Genomic DNA, 17,574 nt, shown 5'->3' on the forward strand with positions numbered 1-17,574 from the left:
GGGCAAGAATCGGCGCATTATGCATACGCAAATGAGGGCCTTGCGTGTCTTTTCAAACACGCAAGGTTAAGTTTCTGCCCGCATCAAAGCCTATTCTGCCGGCATGGCTGCCACTTCCGAGGTCAATGGATGGCTGAGCTTGTTCAACATCTCTTTCGGGCAAACCTGCAGGAAGTGTGCCTTTTCGACATCCCAGTGCTGAAGCAGATCTGCGGCTTTGCGGCTATAGGTTTCTGCAGCGTGGTGCTCGATCAACGATTTCAGCTGATCTTCCCAGTGGTCGACCGTTACTGGGCAGGTGACCAGGGTCTCCTTGTTCATCAGGGCTTCGGCTTTACCGTCCGGGTCGTACAGATAGGCCATGCCCCCGGTCATGCCCGCTCCGAAATTGGCACCAATATCGCCCAGGATCACGGCCACACCGCCGGTCATGTATTCACATCCGTTCGAGCCACAGCCTTCGATCACCACCTTCGCGCCCGAGTTTCGCACCGCAAAGCGCTCACCAGCACGGCCTGCTGCGAACAGATAGCCGTCGGTGGCACCGTAGAGGACGGTGTTGCCGATGATGGTGTTGTCATCCGCCTTCAGCGGGCTAACCTGCGGTGGGCGCACGACGATCATGCCGCCTGACAGACCCTTGCCAACATAGTCGTTGGCATCACCCGAGACCTCCAGCTTGAGGCCTGGAGCCGCAAAGGCCCCCAAAGACTGCCCGGCTGAGCCCTGCAGTTTCACATGCAGGTGGTCATCCTGGAACGTGTTCCGCATACCGAAATTCTGCACGATATGGCTGGAAACCCGCGTACCCACGGTCCGATGCGTATTCTGTACAGCATAAGAAAGCTGCATCTTCTCACCGTCTTTCAGGAACCGGGCGGCGTCACGCACAATCTCGGCGTCCAGAGTATCCGGCACCGCATTCCGATCCTTGTCGCGGTTGTAAACGATGTCATGCGCCCCATCGACAGTGATCAGCAGCGGGTTCAGGTCCAGATCGTCCAGATGCGCCGAGCCACGGCTGACCTGAGCCAGCAGATCGGCCCGGCCGATGATCTCATCAATCGAACGCGCACCCAGGCTTGCCAACAGCTCGCGCACCTCCTGCGCGTAGAAGGTGATCAGGTTTACGACCTTATCCGCATTGCCGGTGAACTTGGCCCGCAGGTCTTCGTCCTGCGTACAGACACCGACAGGGCAGGTGTTCGACTGGCACTGACGTACCATGATACAGCCCATCGCAATCAGTGCGGCGGTGCCGATGCCGTATTCCTCGGCCCCCATCATCGCAGCCATGACGATGTCACGACCGGTCCGTAGGCCACCATCGGTCCGCAGGGTGACGCGGTCGCGCAGGTTGTTCATAGCCAGAACCTGATGCGCCTCGGTCAGGCCCATCTCCCACGGAAGGCCAGCATACTTGATGCTGGTCGCGGGCGACGCGCCGGTACCACCATTGTGGCCCGAAATCAGGATGATATCCGCCTTCGCCTTGGCCACACCGGCAGCAATCGTGCCAACGCCCGAGGACGCCACCAGTTTCACCGTCACCTTGCAGCGCGGGTTGATCTGCTTCAGGTCATAGATCAGCTGCGCCAGATCCTCGATCGAGTAGATGTCGTGGTGTGGCGGCGGTGAGATCAGCGTAACGCCCTTGGTCGAATGACGCAGACGTGCGATCAGGTCGGTGACCTTCATGCCCGGCAGCTGGCCACCCTCACCGGGTTTCGCACCTTGGGCGACCTTGATCTCCAACTCTTCACACTGGTTCAGATACTCGGCGGTTACACCGAACCGACCCGAGGCTACCTGTTTGATCTTGGCCGAGGGATTGTCGCCATTGGGTTCCGGCACGAAATGCGCCGGGTCTTCTCCGCCCTCGCCTGAGTCGGATTTCGCACCAATCCGGTTCATCGCCACGTTCAGCGTCTTGTGCGCCTCAGGGCTCAGCGCGCCCAGCGACATGCCCGGCGTGACAAAGCGTTTACGGATCGAAGTGATCGATTCCACCTCTTCAATCGGCACCGGCTTGCCCAGCGGTTTGAAATCCATCAGATCGCGTAGGTGGATCGGCGGATTCGACTGCATCTTTGCCGAATACTGCTTCCACAGCTCATATGAGGCTCTATTACAGGCCATTTGCATCATATGCATTGAGGTCGCTTCCCACGCGTGGGTCTCACCTGATTTGCGCGCCTTGTAGAAACCACCGATGGGCAGCACATCCAAGCCATTGGTCCAACCCTTGGCATGTATCGCCTCGGCCTTGACGCGAATGCCATGGATACCAATGCCTGAAATCCGGCTCGTCATACCGGGGAAATACTCGGCCACCATGGCGCGGCTCAGACCGACTGCTTCGAAATTCAGACCGCCGCGATACGAGGACACGACGGAAATGCCCATCTTTGCCATGATCTTGAGCAGACCCTGATCAATCGCCTCGCGATACCGCGCCACGTTTTCGGTCAGGGTGCCGTCCAGCAGTCCCCGATCGATCCGGTCCGCCAAAGAATCCTCGGCCAGATAGGCGTTCACGACGGTCGCACCACAACCAATCAGCACCGCGAAATAGTGTGGATCGACGCATTCAGCCGACCGTACGTTGAGCGAGCAGAACGTTCGCAGACCTTGCCGAGTCAGGTGACTGTGCACCGCGCTGGTGGCCAGAATCATCGGCATCGCCACCTTGTCCGGCCCCGAATGATGATCCGTTAGCACCAGATGCCCAGCGCCCGAGCGCACGGCCTCCTCCGCCTCGGCACGGATACGGCTAAGGGCCACGTCCAACTGCCCCTCGCCCGGGGTAAAGCTGCAGTCAATCTCGGCCAGAGGGGCATTGAACTGCCCAACCAGCAACTCCCATTGCGCATTGCCTACAAAGGGGCTTTCCAGAACCACGATCTCGGTTTGACTGCTGTCCTCGTCAAGCACGTTCTTCAGGTTGCCGAACCGTGTCTTCAACGACATGACGCGATATTCGCGCAAGCTGTCGATCGGTGGGTTGGTGACCTGGCTAAAATTCTGCCGGAAGAAGTGGCTGAGCGGGCGATACTGCTTCGACAGCACGGCCGAGGGTGTGTCATCCCCCATCGACGCCAGCGCCTCTTTGCCATCTTCGGCCATTGGCGCAAGAATCTGTTCCAGCTCTTCAACTGAGTAGCCGGCAGCGATTTGACGCTTGCGCAGCTCTTCGCCCGAAAACAGAGGTTTTTCGCTCGCACTGCCCAACGTGGCATCCACGTCGTTGATCTTGCTGACCCATTCTCCGAACGGCAGCGCCCGCGCCAGCTTGTCTTTGATCTGCTTGTCGCGGAAGAGCTTGCCCTTCTTCATATCCACGGCCAGCATCTGACCCGGACCCAGAGCGCCCTTTTCGGCCACCGAGGCCTCATCAATCGGGACCATCCCGGCCTCGGACCCGGCAATCACCAGACCATCGCCGGTGACCACATAGCGCATCGGGCGCAGACCGTTCCGGTCCAGACCGGCGCAGACCCAGCGACCATCGGTCATGGCCAGAGCGGCAGGACCATCCCACGGCTCCATCACCGAGTTGCAGTAGGAATACATGTCGCGCCAGGCCTGCGGCAGTTCCACCGCCTGCTTGGACCAGCTTTCCGGAACCAACATGGTTTTCGCCATCGGGGCCGAGCGGCCCGCGCGTACCAGAACCTCAAAAACCGAGTCTAATGCGGCCGAATCTGATGATCCACCGGCGATGATCGGCTTGATGTCTTCGGCATAGTCGCCAAAGGTTCCACTGGCCATGCGGATCTCATGGCTCTTCATCCAGTTGACGTTACCCTTGAGCGTATTGATCTCACCATTATGGGCCAGCATGCGGAACGGCTGCGCCAGCCACCATTGCGGGAAGGTGTTGGTCGAATAGCGCTGGTGATAGATCGCAAAGGCGGATTCGAACCGTTTATCCATCAGGTCGGGGTAGAAAACCGCGACCTGCTCGGCCAGCATCATACCTTTGTAAATGATCGAGCGACAGGACAACGACGCCAGATACAGACCGGAAATACCCGCAGCCATCGCTGCCTTCTCGATGCGGCGACGGATGACATACAGCTCACGCTCGAACGTCTCTTCGTCTACGCCTTTGGAGTTCGAGATCAGGATCTGCTCGATCTCAGGACGGGTTGCGTTAGCCTTGTCACCCAGGCAGGTGACATCGACAGGCACATGACGCCAGCCGTAGATGTAGTAGCCCATGCGCAGAACTTCAGTTTCTACGATAGTCCGGCATTGCTCCTGCGCCCCAAAATCGGTGCGCGGTAGAAAGACCTGACCAACCGCGATCAACTGATCCATGTTGGGCTCATGGCCCGTGCGGCGGATCTGGTCATAGAAAAAGGGCACCGGGATCTGTACGTGGATACCCGCACCATCGCCGGTTCTGCCATCGGCATCGACGGCACCGCGATGCCAGACCGCCTTGAGCGCATCGATCCCAGCGTCGACAACCTTGCGCGACGGCTTGCCGTCAACGGATACAACAAGACCTACACCGCAAGAGGAATGCTCTTCTTCCTCGGAATAGAGACCGTTTTCGGCCATCCACTGACGCTTGGCTTCCTCGGCCCGCACCCAATCGGCATCATATTTGGTCATTGGCTGTCTCCTTCTTCCGGTTGGGCATACATGGCTTCGACCTCAGCTTTGGTCATCTGCCGGCGCTCGCCTGCGAACGCATAGCCCTCGGGCTTTTTGTCGATATAAAGTTCAAGTTTCAGCGCGTAGCCTGTGTCATCAAACAGGCCCGCCGCCATCTGTGTCTGGCCGTGCATCTCGCCCGGCAGTGTGATCCGGTACCAGAGCGCCGAGCCACAATCGGCGCAAAAGGTACGCTCGGCCCATTCCGACGAGGTGAAGGTTTTGACCGGGCCCAAAGCAGCATAGCCGGGCTCGGCCGGAAACGTCACCAGCATCGAACTTGTCCAGCGGCGGCACTGGTCGCAATGGCAGGCCCCCAGCGTGTCCTTCGCCGGAGTGGCGGTCACGGTGACCGCGCCGCACATGCATTGGCCTTGCAATTCGGGCATTGCTGTCCCTCCTGTCGCTGGGCTTGGGGTTACTCGGCTGCGACTGCAGCCTTGCTGTTAAACCGGTCGATAATGGCCTCGGCGCAGTCACGACCATCGCGTATCGCCCATACGACCAAAGAGGCACCGCGCACGATGTCACCGATGGCATAGACACCGTCCATCTCGGTCTCACCAGTCTGGAAGGCCGCTTTGACGGTACCCCAGCGGGTCACCGGCAGGTCAGATTGACCGAACAGGGTTGGCAGGTCTTCGGGCTCGAACCCCAGTGCCTTGATCACCAGATCGGCCTCTTCGACATAATCCGCGCCTTCGATCACCTCGGGGGCCTGGCGTCCCGACGCATCGGGCTGACCCAAGCGCATCTTCTGCACCATCACGCCTGAAACCGTGTCGTCGCCGGTGAACCCTTTGGGCGCGCTCAGCCATTCGAAGACTACGCCTTCTTCCTCGGCATTCTGCGTTTCACGCTGCGAGCCCGGCATGTTGGCACGGTCGCGGCGATAAAGGCATTTGACCGAGGTCGCGCCCTGACGGATCGATGTGCGCACACAATCCATCGCGGTGTCACCGCCACCGATCACGACAACTTTTTTGCCCTCGGCATTCAAGCGGCCATTGTCGAAGTCTTCAACCTCATCTCCGAAGCTCTTACGGTTCGAGGCGGTCAGAAAGTCGATGGCTTTCTCGATCCCGGCCAGACCGCTGCCCGGCATGGACAAATCGCGGGATTTGTAAACGCCGGTGGCAATGATCACCGCGTCATGCTTGGCGCGGATCTCAGCAAACTTGGCGGCATCCACGTCGCAGTTCAATTCGAACGCGACGCCGCCATCGGCCAGCAGGTCATTGCGCCGTTGCACAATGTCTTTTTCCAGCTTGAAGCCGGGGATGCCATACATCAGCAAACCGCCCGCGCGGTCATAGCGGTCATAGACGGTCACCTGAATGCCCGCACGGCGCAGCATATCCGCAGCCGCAAGGCCACCTGGTCCGCCGCCAATGATACCAACACTCTCGCTGCGCTCAGCGCCCGGTGCGACTGGTTTCACCCAGCCTTGGTCCCACGCGGTGTCGGTGATGTATTTCTCGATCGAGCCGATCGTGACCGTGCCGTGGCCGGATTGCTCGATCACACAATTCCCCTCGCACAGGCGGTCCTGCGGGCAGATACGTCCGCAAATCTCGGGGAAGGTATTGGTGGCCTGGCTGGTCTGATAAGCCTCTTCAAGGCGCCCTGTTGCTGTCAGATTCAGCCAATCGGGGATATTGTTGTGCAACGGGCAGTGCGACTGACAATAGGGCACACCGCATTGGCTGCAGCGGCTGGCCTGCTCAGCTGCTTTCTCGGCCGCGTACTCGGCATAGATTTCATCAAAGTCTTCCTTGCGGTCATTTGCAGCACGCTTTTCAGGCATGACGCGATCGATCTGCACAAATTTCAGCATCGGTTGCTTGGCCACGGGTCAGACTCCATGAATTGGCTAGGTCACGCCTCTTTAAAAGATGAACAGTCAGATTAAAAGTCAATATTGCTGACTTATTTATCAAATATTCAGGGAAATTCGGCTTTGGACGCGAAATTATTCCTGATTTTAGTTCCGATTCGGACCTATTTGAACACTTTCCTTTCGCGCACCACACTTATACCCATTGGTCATAACAATATGACCATAGCGCAGGGTCGAGCAGATGAGCCTTTTCCACCTGATTCTCGTGGCGATTATTCAGGGCGTCACCGAGTTTCTGCCCGTGTCATCATCGGGACATCTGATTCTGCTGCCCAGCCTCACAGGGATCGACGACCAAGGGCTTGCGATTGACGTCGCAGTCCATGTGGGAACGCTGGGTGCGGTCGTTTTGTATTTCTGGAGCGATGTAAGAAAAGCGCTGTCCGGCCTTCCTGAGGCGCTGCAGGGTCGCACCGACCGGCCAGAGGCGCGTCTGGCACTGGGTTTGATCATCGCCACGATCCCGACCGTGATCGCGGGTGCAATCATTTACATGACCGGCCTCGAACAAGCTCTACGGTCGATTGCCGTAATCGGCTGGACGATGCTGGGCTTCGGGCTGCTGCTTTACTGGATGGATCAGAAGGGCGCACAGACCAAACAAGCAGACGACTGGAACTTACGCGATGCACTCATCATGGGTGTCTGGCAGATGTTAGCACTGATCCCGGGGACGTCACGCTCGGGCATCACCATTACCGGCGCACGCAAACTTGGTTACACCCGCGAAGATGGTGCCCGGATTGCGATGCTGATGTCGATCCCGACCATTCTAGCCTCGGGCGTGCTGTTGTCTTTTGATTTGATCCAGCAAGCCAATATGCAACTGGCCAAGGACGGAGCGATCGCGGCAGTCTTTGCCTTTGCATCGGCCCTGTTGGCGCTCAGCTTGATGATGCGACTGCTGCGCAGCGTCAGCTTTACACCCTACGTGATATACCGGGTCATTCTGGGTGCGGTCTTGCTTGTGATCGCTTACAGCTGATCAGATCCGCAGGTTTTTGGCCGAATTCTGAATGTCGTCATATTGACCCGACGGGCGGAACTTCCACAGGTAGTCTGGCAGCACCGACTCGAGCGTAGTGGGCTCGATCCCCAACTCAGCAAATCCTTTCGCGCCTTCCGACACGACATTGTCGCGCCGCAGGTTCTTCAACTGATCGCGGGTCAGGATGTTGTTCGGGAACAGCTGGAAACTAACGAATTTCATTATATCCAGTACCCCGGCCATAACCTTCGCGGCCAGGAATGGTACGCTCAGAATGACGCGACGGCGATGAATCACGCCCAGCATCTGCTGCATCAGGGCACGGAAGGTCTTGGTCTCAGGCCCGCCCAGTTCGTAAACCCCCGGCTGGGCCTTGCCCAGAACACCCTGAACCGCGGCCTGTGCCACGTCATCCACATAGACCGGCTGAAACTGCGCCTCTGCACCCACCAGCGGCAGGAACGGGCTCAACCGAGTCATTCCGGCAAAGCGGTTGAAGAACTGATCCTCGGTACCGAAGATCACAGACGGACGCAGAATGACAGCGTTCGGCATATGCTGTAGCACCGCTGCCTCACCCTGAGCTTTGGTGCGCGAATACGCGCTGTCCGAGTCTACATCTGCACCAATCGCGGAAATGTGCACCACCCGCTCAATGCCCTGAGCCGCAGCCAGTCGGGCAATGCGCTCGGCCCCATCTGCCTGAACAGCGTCGAATGCGTTTTGCCCCAGTTCGTTCAGAACCCCCACGCAATTGACCACAGCATCGACCCCATGCATCGCTGCAGCGACCGAGGCATCATCACGAATGTTGCACAAGATGGGTTCAACCTGACCAACGGCACCGTATGGCTTTACGAACATCGCCTCATTGGGTCGCCGAACGGCCACACGCACGCGCCAGCCTTCTGAGGCCATCCGGCGCGCGATATAGCGGCCGACAAAGCCCGATCCACCGTAAATCGTGACCAGTTTGGACATGATGGCGCTCCTGCTGTCTGGGTCTGTTTTGATCTAGCGCCCAAGCGCGCGGCGAACAAGGCGCAATAACGCCGCGTGTCTGCGAAAATCGGAGGTCCTGACCGATCTAACGGGGGCGTTACAAAAAACTTCACAAAACTGACGCGAATCTGGTTGACGCCCCCCGCCAGTCAGCTTAAACGCCCCTCCACGACACCTGCCCAGGTGGCGGAATTGGTAGACGCGCTAGCTTCAGGTGCTAGTGTCCGTATGGACGTGGAGGTTCGAGTCCTCTCCTGGGCACCATTTCTTCCCTTTAAGCACATAATTTTCAATGGATTAGATAGAACTCGCGCCTCGTAAAGGTGACGCAGTGCCTCTAGTCATTTTTGAAGCAGGAGCGATTCTGATCATACCTAAGTGTATCGAACGGAATGCAATCCTTGGGGTATGGCGCTTTCGCAGTCGTATGCCCTGTTTCCGTCAGCTAGGGAAAACCGCTGTCAGACGCCACAATGAGCCGTTTCATGGAGCGAGGGATACATGCGTGCATCCCTGATCACAAACAGCGCTAAACACCAGTGAAGCACAACAAGCGCAAGTACAGGCGCCGCAACCAGATTGAGATCATGTTCGGCAGACTCACGGATTGAAGGCGTGTTGCCATCCGATACGACAGGTTCCCAAAAGTGCTCCTGTCTGCCATCGTTCTTGCCGCTCTCGTCATTTCCCGGCTATGAGTACTGAGCCTAAATCTGATGACACATCCCCACCCGTTTCCGAACTGCGACTCACGTACACGCTCGGAAACCAATGGCCTTGAGCCTGAGCCAATCGTCAATGTATGTTCGACCTTTCCCACCTATTGAGCGATGATTTCAACTCACTAAGCTGCGCACGTCGGATGCTAGAAGGAGTTACAGAGAATTTCCTTCGGAAGGATCGGTTGAACGTTGACAGGCTGGAAAATCCACAGATGTGTGCAACTTCAGAAATCGGAATACTGGTTTGTTCAACCATCGACTTTGCTTTTTCCAGCTTTAGTCCCATAAAAAAATTTCATACGACTCTGATCGAAATATTTTTTGAATAACCGCTCTACGTGACGGGCACTCATATTCAGCTCTTTTGCGATTTCTGATGTGCTGTAATCTGGATAGCTGTAATTCTTCATGATTTTGACCGCTTTTAAAACTCTCACATCATCAACACCTAACCGGTCCTGTAATGATCTCCTTTGTTTTGTGCATTGCTCTCTAATTTCACCCTTGATTAAAATATCCGCAACATGAGCAGCAAACGAGCGACCCAAATGTTTGTCGATAATATATAACATGACATCAAAAGTAGCGATATAACCACCGGATGTGAGCATTCGCTCAGACTCAGAAAATATTGCATCATCCAAAACGCTTGGGTGAAGCTCAAAGTCAACTGCGGCTAGTTCTTTCCAATGTGCTGTAACCGGCTTATGACCAAAAAAACCGGTGCTCGAAACAGACGTTACGGCATCGGATAATATCACCATTTCGGATGACCGTTGCCTAACCCAGTTTACCGCTGTTTTTAGCTCCAATGCATGTTTTTTGCATTCTTTTCCGTCGAGGAAAACCATAATGTCTGGCGGTTTGCTCACGGTCCGGAAGTCGCTGGCTTTAACTTCAATCCCGGCGGTCGATTCTATGGCGCCTTCTGAGTTTGAAACGATATTCCATGTATACAACTCCTTGCCTGAAACCGAATTTGCACATTGCAGAATATCCAGAATTGCCGCCAGTTCTGTAACAATGAAATCAGGAAGAACATACAGCATAACCTCGCGCGATCGCGCGAATTCATTGTGATCCAGTTTAGCCATCTTTTCTCCCCATTTTATGCGCCGACAGGAAGGCACGGTCGATCAGCATTATTCCTTCCTTCGTCAACGCATATAAAAGCCCTTCTCGCCTCTGCCATTCGCGTTTTTTGGCCGTTCATTAAATATCTGCATCGCTACAAGTTAAATTTAGCAAGCAAACGATTAAATCATCAGCGTCTTACCAGTTCTCTGCGCCGCGCACATCGCGCGGACAGACATATCTTGCTGTAGGCCTCGTGCTGCACGCGGCCCTGAGCAAACAATCAGCGAAGAGATAAGGCGAATGACGAAGGTGCCGCCACATTCCCTACGAAGAAATGCGACGGGCACATCCTGAGATCTTAGCCTGTGCTCACTTCAACAAGCCTTCGCGCACCAATTCATCCTGTGTTTTCTCGATGCCCTTACGCAACGTATCGGCCAAGCAATCAATGTTCTCATAGGACATGGTCAAGGGTGGAGACAGGATGTTCAGGTGACCGGCCGGTCGAATGATCAGCCCCATCTCACGGCAATTGACAGCGATGCGTTCGCCGATATCAATTTCAGCATCAAACAGAGCTTTACTCTGTTTGTCCGCGACATTTTCAATCGCGACCATGAAACCTTCGCCACGCACGTCCCCCACAATCGGCAGGTCCGAAAGCGCTTTCAGCTTGCCCATGAAGTAGGGCGCGTATTCTAGTACACGGTCGCACAGATTTTCACGCTCCATGATTTCGATGTTCTTCAAAGCGGCGGCACAACAGACCGGGTGTTCCGCATAAGTAAACCCATGTGTGAACATCGAGCCTTTTTCGATCGGCGTTCTAAGGGCTTCCATGATCTTGTCACTCAAGATGGTGGCACCAAGCGGCAGATAGCCGGATGTCAGGCCCTTCGCCACCACGACAATATCGGGATCCATCTCAAACATTGCCTGCGACGCGAACATATGCCCCAATCGGCCGAATGCCGTCACAACCTCATCTGCCAGAATGAGAATATCGTTATCTTTACAGATCTTGGAAATCCGTTTGAAGTAACCAGAAGGCGGAAGCAGCACACCGGCCATGCCCATAATTGGTTCAGCGAAGAAGCATGAGATGTTTTCCGCTCCGACCTCTTCCACTTTTGCCCGGAATTCCTCAACCAGCTTGTCGCAGAACTCTGCGTCCGACAAACCATCAGCATCTCGATAGGCGTAAGGCGCCGACAAGTAATGAACCCCCACTTCAGGAAGGTCAAAACCGATCTTGTTATATGGGATACCGCAGAGCGCGGCCGAAACCGTTGTGCTGCCGTGATAGCCGCTATGGCGGGCAAGAATTTGCTTCTTATTGGGCTTGCCGATGCTGTTGAAGTAGAGCTGGATCACTCGCAGGGCCGCGTCGTTAGACGTAGACCCACCGCTAGAAAACAGAACATGATTCAGATCGCCAGGAGCAAGCTCGGCCAGCTTTGCGGTGAGTTCCGCCGCCGGAGGAGTCGTCGTATTGCGAAACGGGTTTGCATAAGGCAGCATGCGCGCTTGCTGAGTGATCGCATCCACAATCTCAGTCCGACCATAAGAGCGCTTTGGGGATCTGTAGCATCGGGTTCCAAAACGCCCCGATCTTTGAGCTCCCAAACATGATCTCAAAGGGAAACGCTGACAGTCCGCCTAGTTCAGTCCTGTTTGTTCGATTAAAGTCTTAACTCTTATCTTGGGGCGGGCTTGCGCGTACGCCCGGCCCGCTCATGGTTTTAAGCCTTTAATCGCGAAAAAAAGTCTGGTTAGTTTGCGACTGGAGATCATGTAATGATGTATCTGGTGAAGTCGGTTATATTTGCGAACCAGACGTCTTCAGTATTCTCGATACTTCCATACCCCCAACCGGCATGTACGAAGTGAAACCCTGCTCTTACGGCAGCTTGTTTGTCGACTTCCATATCCCCGATGTAAACCGAACGCGATGGATCAGAACTGGTAGTCAAGGCACACTTCAAGAGTTGATCGGGGGAAGGTTTTCCGCGGCCTGCTTTGACATCGTCAGGCGTGGTTAAGCAATCGAATGCGATGTCAGGCAATAGTGCATCAAGTATTGCCGTGGTTCGCTCGCGGTTCTTCGAGGTTGCAACAGCCAGCTTCAATCCATATGAAGCAAGCTGCTTTAGCCCGTCTTCGACCCCATCGTACACCCGAATATGATGCTGATTTTCAAGCGAATACAAATTGTAAAGGCGAGCGATTTCATCATGATGGGCGTCATCAATCTGCAAGTGCTCCAGGATCGCCTTAAACGGATATCCGATAAACTGTGCATAGGAAGAGAACGGTACTGACAACCCCACATCACGCATTGTAGCGTCCCAAGACAGTTCCATTGCGGGCACTGAATCGATCAAGACACCATCCAAGTCAAACGCTACCAGCTCAACGTTTCTATTCCTTGCTTGTGAATTCATCAAATTCACAAAGAAGTGGTCCTGGGTCGAACTGACACTTTCGGCTGTGTAATCCAGCAACTTAACCGCAAGATTAAAATCTGAAAGCTCATCAATATCCACGGCCTCACGATGATCAACTTCCGCCAAATACACCGGAGCGTTTATTCTCGTGTTGTGAGCGAGATAATCTTCTTTCCAAAAAACATAGGCACCGCTTGTTTCTGCGAACACCGGTGTAAGACTCTGAGTTTGAGCGATCATCTCCGGATTGTAGTTAATCGGCTCACCATCAAACCAGCAATAGGTTTGTAACTTCTCGACCGCCGCTGCCGAGCGGTACTCTCCAGACGTCACCTTCTCAATTGCGTCTCGCAGTGTTTCGCTGCGTATGAACGGCGAAGTCGCATGACATAAGACAATTACATCAGCATCTATACGCTCAACGGCATACCGAAACAGCTCATTTGCCTTTACTCCATCCCCATCCAGATAAGGTGGTCGAGCAAGAAATCTCGCGCCTGCAGGAAGCAGCTTCATTACTTGAGGTTGGCTTGAGTAGCTAAAAACGTCTCCAACACTCTCCAACTCCACGAGCGTTCTGAAAATGTGGTATGCAAGCGGGTGATCGCCCAAACGCAGAAAATTCTTGTTTGGCAATCTCCTCGACTGAAGTTTTAGAGGCACAAGAGCAGAAACTTTGATCATATTCATGAATACCAATTTGAGTGTATTAGCAGATATTCGTTGTTGGAAAACGCGCCCGAGAACTATCCACTTCCAGACTAACTCGCAACCCCAGTAATTTGTCCTGTGAGGATGCGCCGCACTTCCATCAGCACAGGCGAATATCGAACCCAGATTCGATGCTACAGCAGAACCAATTGCTAACTATCCAGTTGCTGCACCTTCTATTCATTAAGGGCTTCAATATTTGCGTATGGGTTAGTCATATTTGTAGTGGGCCAGTGATCAATCAACCGCAGGTACATGTCACAAAAAAACGATGGTTGTATCGGGAGTGAGGCATTGCCTGGTAGTGCCTCAAGCACCCACGCAGCCCTCCATCGCTTCCCAGTCCTGGGTGAATGACAGCGGATATTGGAATGGCATTTCGCGCGCTGCAGTAAAACTTGCCTAGTATTTGCCGTTAGTCTTCCGTTTGAGGCGAGAAATACTTGGCCTCTATCCATTCCCTCAACTCGCGTACGTCTGGCTGGTCCGCGATTTCGGCGATCCGTGCCTTGTGACGGGCGACGCACAGCTTATGCAAACGCTTGGTTTCTGTGTCCTGCAGCAACTCAGCCTCTGCTGCCCGTGCAGCTGGCAGCTGATGGGCGATCCAGTTTTCTGATGACCCGCCTCGCATCCGAACACGATAGTATTTGTTATTTACTCTGCGGTTTTTGTTCACAACATCGCCCCGATCCATCTTGATCAGATACGAGTCTACCGAGCGTAATCCATGGTGATTGAGCGTCACCAGATCATAGGCCCCCCTGCAATCATAGCTTTTCTGCTTTTCATCGGTGACGAACTCAAACGGTGCTGGACGGCCTGAACCATCTAACCATACAAGATCATTTTCGGATCCCGGGTGTATCAAAGGGCGGTGGTTCGATGGACGTTCGAACGCAGCTAATCCGTGCAGGATCGTCTTAACACCTCGGCGCGCCTTCCAGGGACCTGGCGTCGGATTATCGTGAACCTTATATTCCTCAGTCAACCATACATCGTGATATGCCTTATGCCCGCTTGATGTGAAATTCAGCTCGCTCATGGACAGAGCATGAAAGGGGCCCGCCGCCCTTAACAGATCGGTAAAATGACCGTCACCAACCCGGATGTTGACGAATTCATCCACGTCCATCGAGATGACGTAGTCAGACCGTCTGACAACAGGCATTTGTCGCGCATACTTAATCGCAACAGGCTGGTAGTAAGTCGACTGCATCACAACAGCCGGATTGGGCAAGTGAATGATTTCACCCAACTCATCCAGTCGGTCCAGCAGAAGATCCGTGCCATCCGTGCAGTGATTTGAGAAAACGACAAAATTACTGATGCCGATTGATTTGTGAAACGCCAGCCATTCGAGGATGAAAGGCCCCTCATTCTTCATACAGGTGATGATGGTGACCGTCGGGTCTTCCAGATTGTGCGTTGGATCAGGGAGTGCCGCTCTCGCAGGTTGCAAGCGATCTGTGGATCGCTCCAAAACCCAAACCGAACCTTTGAGGTAATCTTGGTTCACTTCAAAACCGAGCGCATTAAACCTGGCGAACACGCGATCCTGTCCCGCTTCGCCATAAACTTTTGGATGTAGCTCAAGGATGACCGTGTTCACGCCTTGAAGCGACGTGTTGTTGAATAGATCGAGCTCGGCACCCTCTATGTCAGCGATGATGACGGTCGGACGTACTTCCTTCAACAGCTCGTCAATGCCATAACCTGGAACAGATACGACCCGCGTGAAAGGCCGAGAGTCCGGCTCCACGCTAGCGGCCCAGAAATCCTTTCGTAAATAGAAGTCCATGGCTTGACTGCTCTTCGCGCAGACAACTCCGTTGCGAATATCGACATTTGCAATGTCGTTGATGCGGTGGGTTTCTTCAATCAACCCGATGAGTTCAGGATTGGCTTCTAACGCAACAACTTTTTCAACACCGGGCACCTGAGCTGCCACCCCGGAAATCAGACCAACGCCAGCACCCAACTCCAGTACCCGATCGCCAGAACTCAAGAGTTTTCTGACCGCCTCGCATTCGCCCTTTTCATAGCGATTGTTTCGCATAGGGCGCTCGATCTTCGGTGTTATGACCTGAGGTACAAATGGGATGCGAAGCCCCTGAACCTCAATCGTCTCTGCATAGTTAAAGCTTGAATCTGTTTCCGCCAACTTTGCAGGCATGGAATTGCCATCTGACATGTCATTCTCCGTCCGGAGACGAAATCCGGTATCCTAAATTGCGCAGGCATCTGATAGCTTTGCTACGCAGATCTGGTTGCTGCCGCAGTAACCGCGTCATGCTGCGTTTTACGTAGCTATCTGCAAGTACTTCGTCATATTTCGCCTCCAACACCTCAAGTGGTATCCGGTTGCTGTCCTTTAGCATGGTCGCCCGAACTCCAGTATCTGGGCCGATAAAGATCGCGGAGATGTATCCACCGCCAAAAACCACCGCATGCTCAGCACCCAGGCTCTCCAGATAGCTCGTAGCGTTCTGGACCGCCGGATAGATGATGTGCGTATCGTCAAAGACCACGATGCATTTCTCTTTCATCACGGTCAGCACGTTCAAAAAGTCCGTAAAGGCTGCCGCGATCGTGTGTTCGCCGTCAATGAACGCAAGATCAAACCGGGCCTCGGGCGGGTCCGAGCGCAACGATGCGGACGTCGTCTCGCGTGTTGACAGTTTCTGCATCTGGCTGTCGTTTGCATATTGCCGAAGGCCATCCAGCATATCCTGGGTCGTCACATGCTTGTACTGATCTAATGCCCCCCGCGCATCCGGGGTCATTTCGGGGCGCAGGTCGATCGACAGCGCTTCGATACAGTCGTCATCCATGACATGTGGTTGCAAGGATTTCCCCAGATACGAGCCGATCTCCAGATACCGGTAGGAGCCGTCTTTGGCCGCAATCTCCTGCACGTTAATAAGGGTGCGGGTGCCGCGCCTGCCGACCTGTCCTTTGAGTTTGAAATCGTCATTCGTCAGCGTATTCGGTGCAACCATTACCAGGTGACCTCAGTTCTTGTTCGAAGCATCGACCAGTTCCTGCGCAAGCTTCGAAAGCGCCGTATTGATAGCGGGATCGTTGTCGAATTCGTCCTTTTCGATCAGGGTCTGTAACCTGCTCCAGCGTTTGGCCAGAATGCAGCGCGACATGGCGGGCGGAAACAGCTCAGCTTCGGCACCGGCCTGCGCCCAAGCTTGCAAAATCGACGGTTTGGGAGTGTCTCCGTCCACGCACCAGGTATGTTCAAACAGCGTCATGATGAACTTCAGAGGTGCTTGTTTCGGATGCCTTCGATCCGCAACATAGGGCAGCTTGAAGACATCTGTGACGATCTCATAGGACGGCCAATAGTGCAGAACGCCTTCGTCTTGGAACTCACGGACCACTTCGTCCAGAGCCACGCGCAGAACACTTTTCGAGACGGAGTTCGACGTCAGGCATGAGTTATCCCGGAACGTCGCGATCAGCGGGATCGGAGACAGGGTAAACAGTATCTTGGCATCCGGCCGATGTTTTCGGATCAGATGGTAGATAGCACGCAGGTTATCTTTGTTTTCTTCGACCGTCGACACGCGAAACTTGTGCCGCGATGGGTCATAAACATCTTTGGGAATGGTGCGCCAGAACACGTTCCCAGTGACCTCATCATACCAGATCTCTGATAATCCGAAGGTCAGGATGAACACATCGGTTTCGTCAAATATACGTTTGGTTTCCGCCTGCACCTCAGGGTCATAACCATAGGATTCGGCCTTGTAGCCATGCCAGAGCTCTCCTTCGAAAACCTTGTTTTCCCATGCCCACTCGAATTGCTGGCGGATCACGAAAGAATTCACCATGCCTTCGCCACAGGTCACGACATAGGCATCTTTGGCATCTTCTTCCTTGTTGAGAACACGATAGTTCCGACGCGACAGCCATTCCGAGATATTCGCCGCAAAACAGCTGCCAAAGGCTGTAATCTGTGTGTCGGGGGTGATGAACGGTTCTTTCGGGGTCCAGCCTTTCAGCACGTATTTTCCAACTGCATCCGCTGGAATCATGCGCGCTACATTC

Annotated in this window: 12 protein-coding genes, 1 tRNA gene and 1 pseudogene; 3 read left to right on the forward strand and 11 right to left on the reverse strand. The window is 54.5% G+C overall.

The genetic code is table 11. The features are described from left to right. Window positions 1-90 precede the first annotated feature (90 nt). Genes gltB through ACR0AZ_RS19315 form a run of 3 tightly spaced genes read right to left on the reverse strand, consistent with a single transcriptional unit; the run spans window position 91 to window position 6,517 of the window. The gene (gltB, locus tag ACR0AZ_RS19305) at window positions 91-4,623 is read right to left on the reverse strand and encodes a glutamate synthase large subunit (RefSeq protein WP_480668082.1); all 4,533 of its coding nucleotides are present in this window, start codon (window positions 4,621-4,623) and stop codon (window positions 91-93) included. Next, window positions 4,620-5,054, reverse strand: a complete 435-nt coding sequence (locus tag ACR0AZ_RS19310; protein ID WP_480668083.1) for a GFA family protein — start codon at window positions 5,052-5,054, stop codon at window positions 4,620-4,622. Before ACR0AZ_RS19310 ends, gltB begins: the two co-directional genes overlap by 4 nt. Window positions 5,055-5,083: 29 nt before the next feature. After that, window positions 5,084-6,517, reverse strand: a complete 1,434-nt coding sequence (locus tag ACR0AZ_RS19315) for an NAD(P)-dependent oxidoreductase (RefSeq protein ID WP_480668084.1) — start codon at window positions 6,515-6,517, stop codon at window positions 5,084-5,086. 229 nt (window positions 6,518-6,746) lie between these two features. Between ACR0AZ_RS19315 and ACR0AZ_RS19320 the strand changes: the two genes are divergently transcribed. Then, the gene (locus tag ACR0AZ_RS19320) at window positions 6,747-7,550 is read left to right on the forward strand and encodes an undecaprenyl-diphosphate phosphatase (protein WP_480668085.1); all 804 of its coding nucleotides are present in this window, start codon (window positions 6,747-6,749) and stop codon (window positions 7,548-7,550) included. Here the strand turns inward: ACR0AZ_RS19320 and ACR0AZ_RS19325 are convergent, their stop codons facing one another. Then, complete coding sequence (locus tag ACR0AZ_RS19325; protein ID WP_480668086.1) at window positions 7,551-8,534, reverse strand: complex I NDUFA9 subunit family protein; 984 nt, start codon at window positions 8,532-8,534, stop codon at window positions 7,551-7,553. It abuts the gene before it with no gap. A 198-nt stretch (window positions 8,535-8,732) separates the two neighbouring features. On the opposite strand from ACR0AZ_RS19325, the gene ACR0AZ_RS19330 reads away from it, so the two are divergent. Next, window positions 8,733-8,819: transfer RNA gene (locus ACR0AZ_RS19330), tRNA-Leu, on the forward strand. 224 nt (window positions 8,820-9,043) lie between these two features. Further along, a pseudogene (locus ACR0AZ_RS19335) lies at window positions 9,044-9,253 on the forward strand (transposase); the annotation flags it as partial. Window positions 9,254-9,350: 97 nt separating this feature from the next. Here ACR0AZ_RS19335 and ACR0AZ_RS19340 read toward each other — a convergent pair. From ACR0AZ_RS19340 to ACR0AZ_RS19370, 7 genes are all read right to left on the reverse strand, one after another. Beyond that, the gene (locus ACR0AZ_RS19340) at window positions 9,351-9,563 is read right to left on the reverse strand and encodes a helix-turn-helix domain-containing protein (protein ID WP_480668087.1); all 213 of its coding nucleotides are present in this window, start codon (window positions 9,561-9,563) and stop codon (window positions 9,351-9,353) included. Next, a complete protein-coding gene (locus ACR0AZ_RS19345) occupies window positions 9,526-10,371 on the reverse strand; it encodes a helix-turn-helix domain-containing protein (RefSeq protein ID WP_480668088.1) in 846 nt (281 codons plus the stop codon). The genes ACR0AZ_RS19340 and ACR0AZ_RS19345 overlap by 38 nt, the downstream gene beginning before the upstream one ends. A 352-nt stretch (window positions 10,372-10,723) precedes the next feature. Beyond that, on the reverse strand, window positions 10,724-11,902 hold the full coding sequence (locus ACR0AZ_RS19350) for an aminotransferase class III-fold pyridoxal phosphate-dependent enzyme (RefSeq protein WP_480471252.1): 1,179 nt from the start codon (window positions 11,900-11,902) through the stop codon (window positions 10,724-10,726). Window positions 11,903-12,144: 242 nt separating this feature from the next. Beyond that, entirely contained in the window at window positions 12,145-13,491 is a 1,347-nt protein-coding gene (locus ACR0AZ_RS19355; protein ID WP_480471253.1) for an HAD hydrolase-like protein, read from the reverse strand. Window positions 13,492-13,927: 436 nt separating this feature from the next. Next, a complete protein-coding gene (locus tag ACR0AZ_RS19360) occupies window positions 13,928-15,706 on the reverse strand; it encodes an FkbM family methyltransferase (protein ID WP_480668089.1) in 1,779 nt (592 codons plus the stop codon). A gap of 1 nt (window position 15,707) precedes the next feature. Further along, entirely contained in the window at window positions 15,708-16,514 is an 807-nt protein-coding gene (locus ACR0AZ_RS19365; protein WP_480471255.1) for a class I SAM-dependent methyltransferase, read from the reverse strand. A gap of 12 nt (window positions 16,515-16,526) precedes the next feature. Beyond that, complete coding sequence (locus ACR0AZ_RS19370) at window positions 16,527-17,561, reverse strand: GSCFA domain-containing protein (protein ID WP_480485001.1); 1,035 nt, start codon at window positions 17,559-17,561, stop codon at window positions 16,527-16,529. Window positions 17,562-17,574: the final 13 nt, after the last annotated feature.

The sequence above is a fragment of the Ruegeria sp. BE3 genome (genome assembly GCF_056538865.1).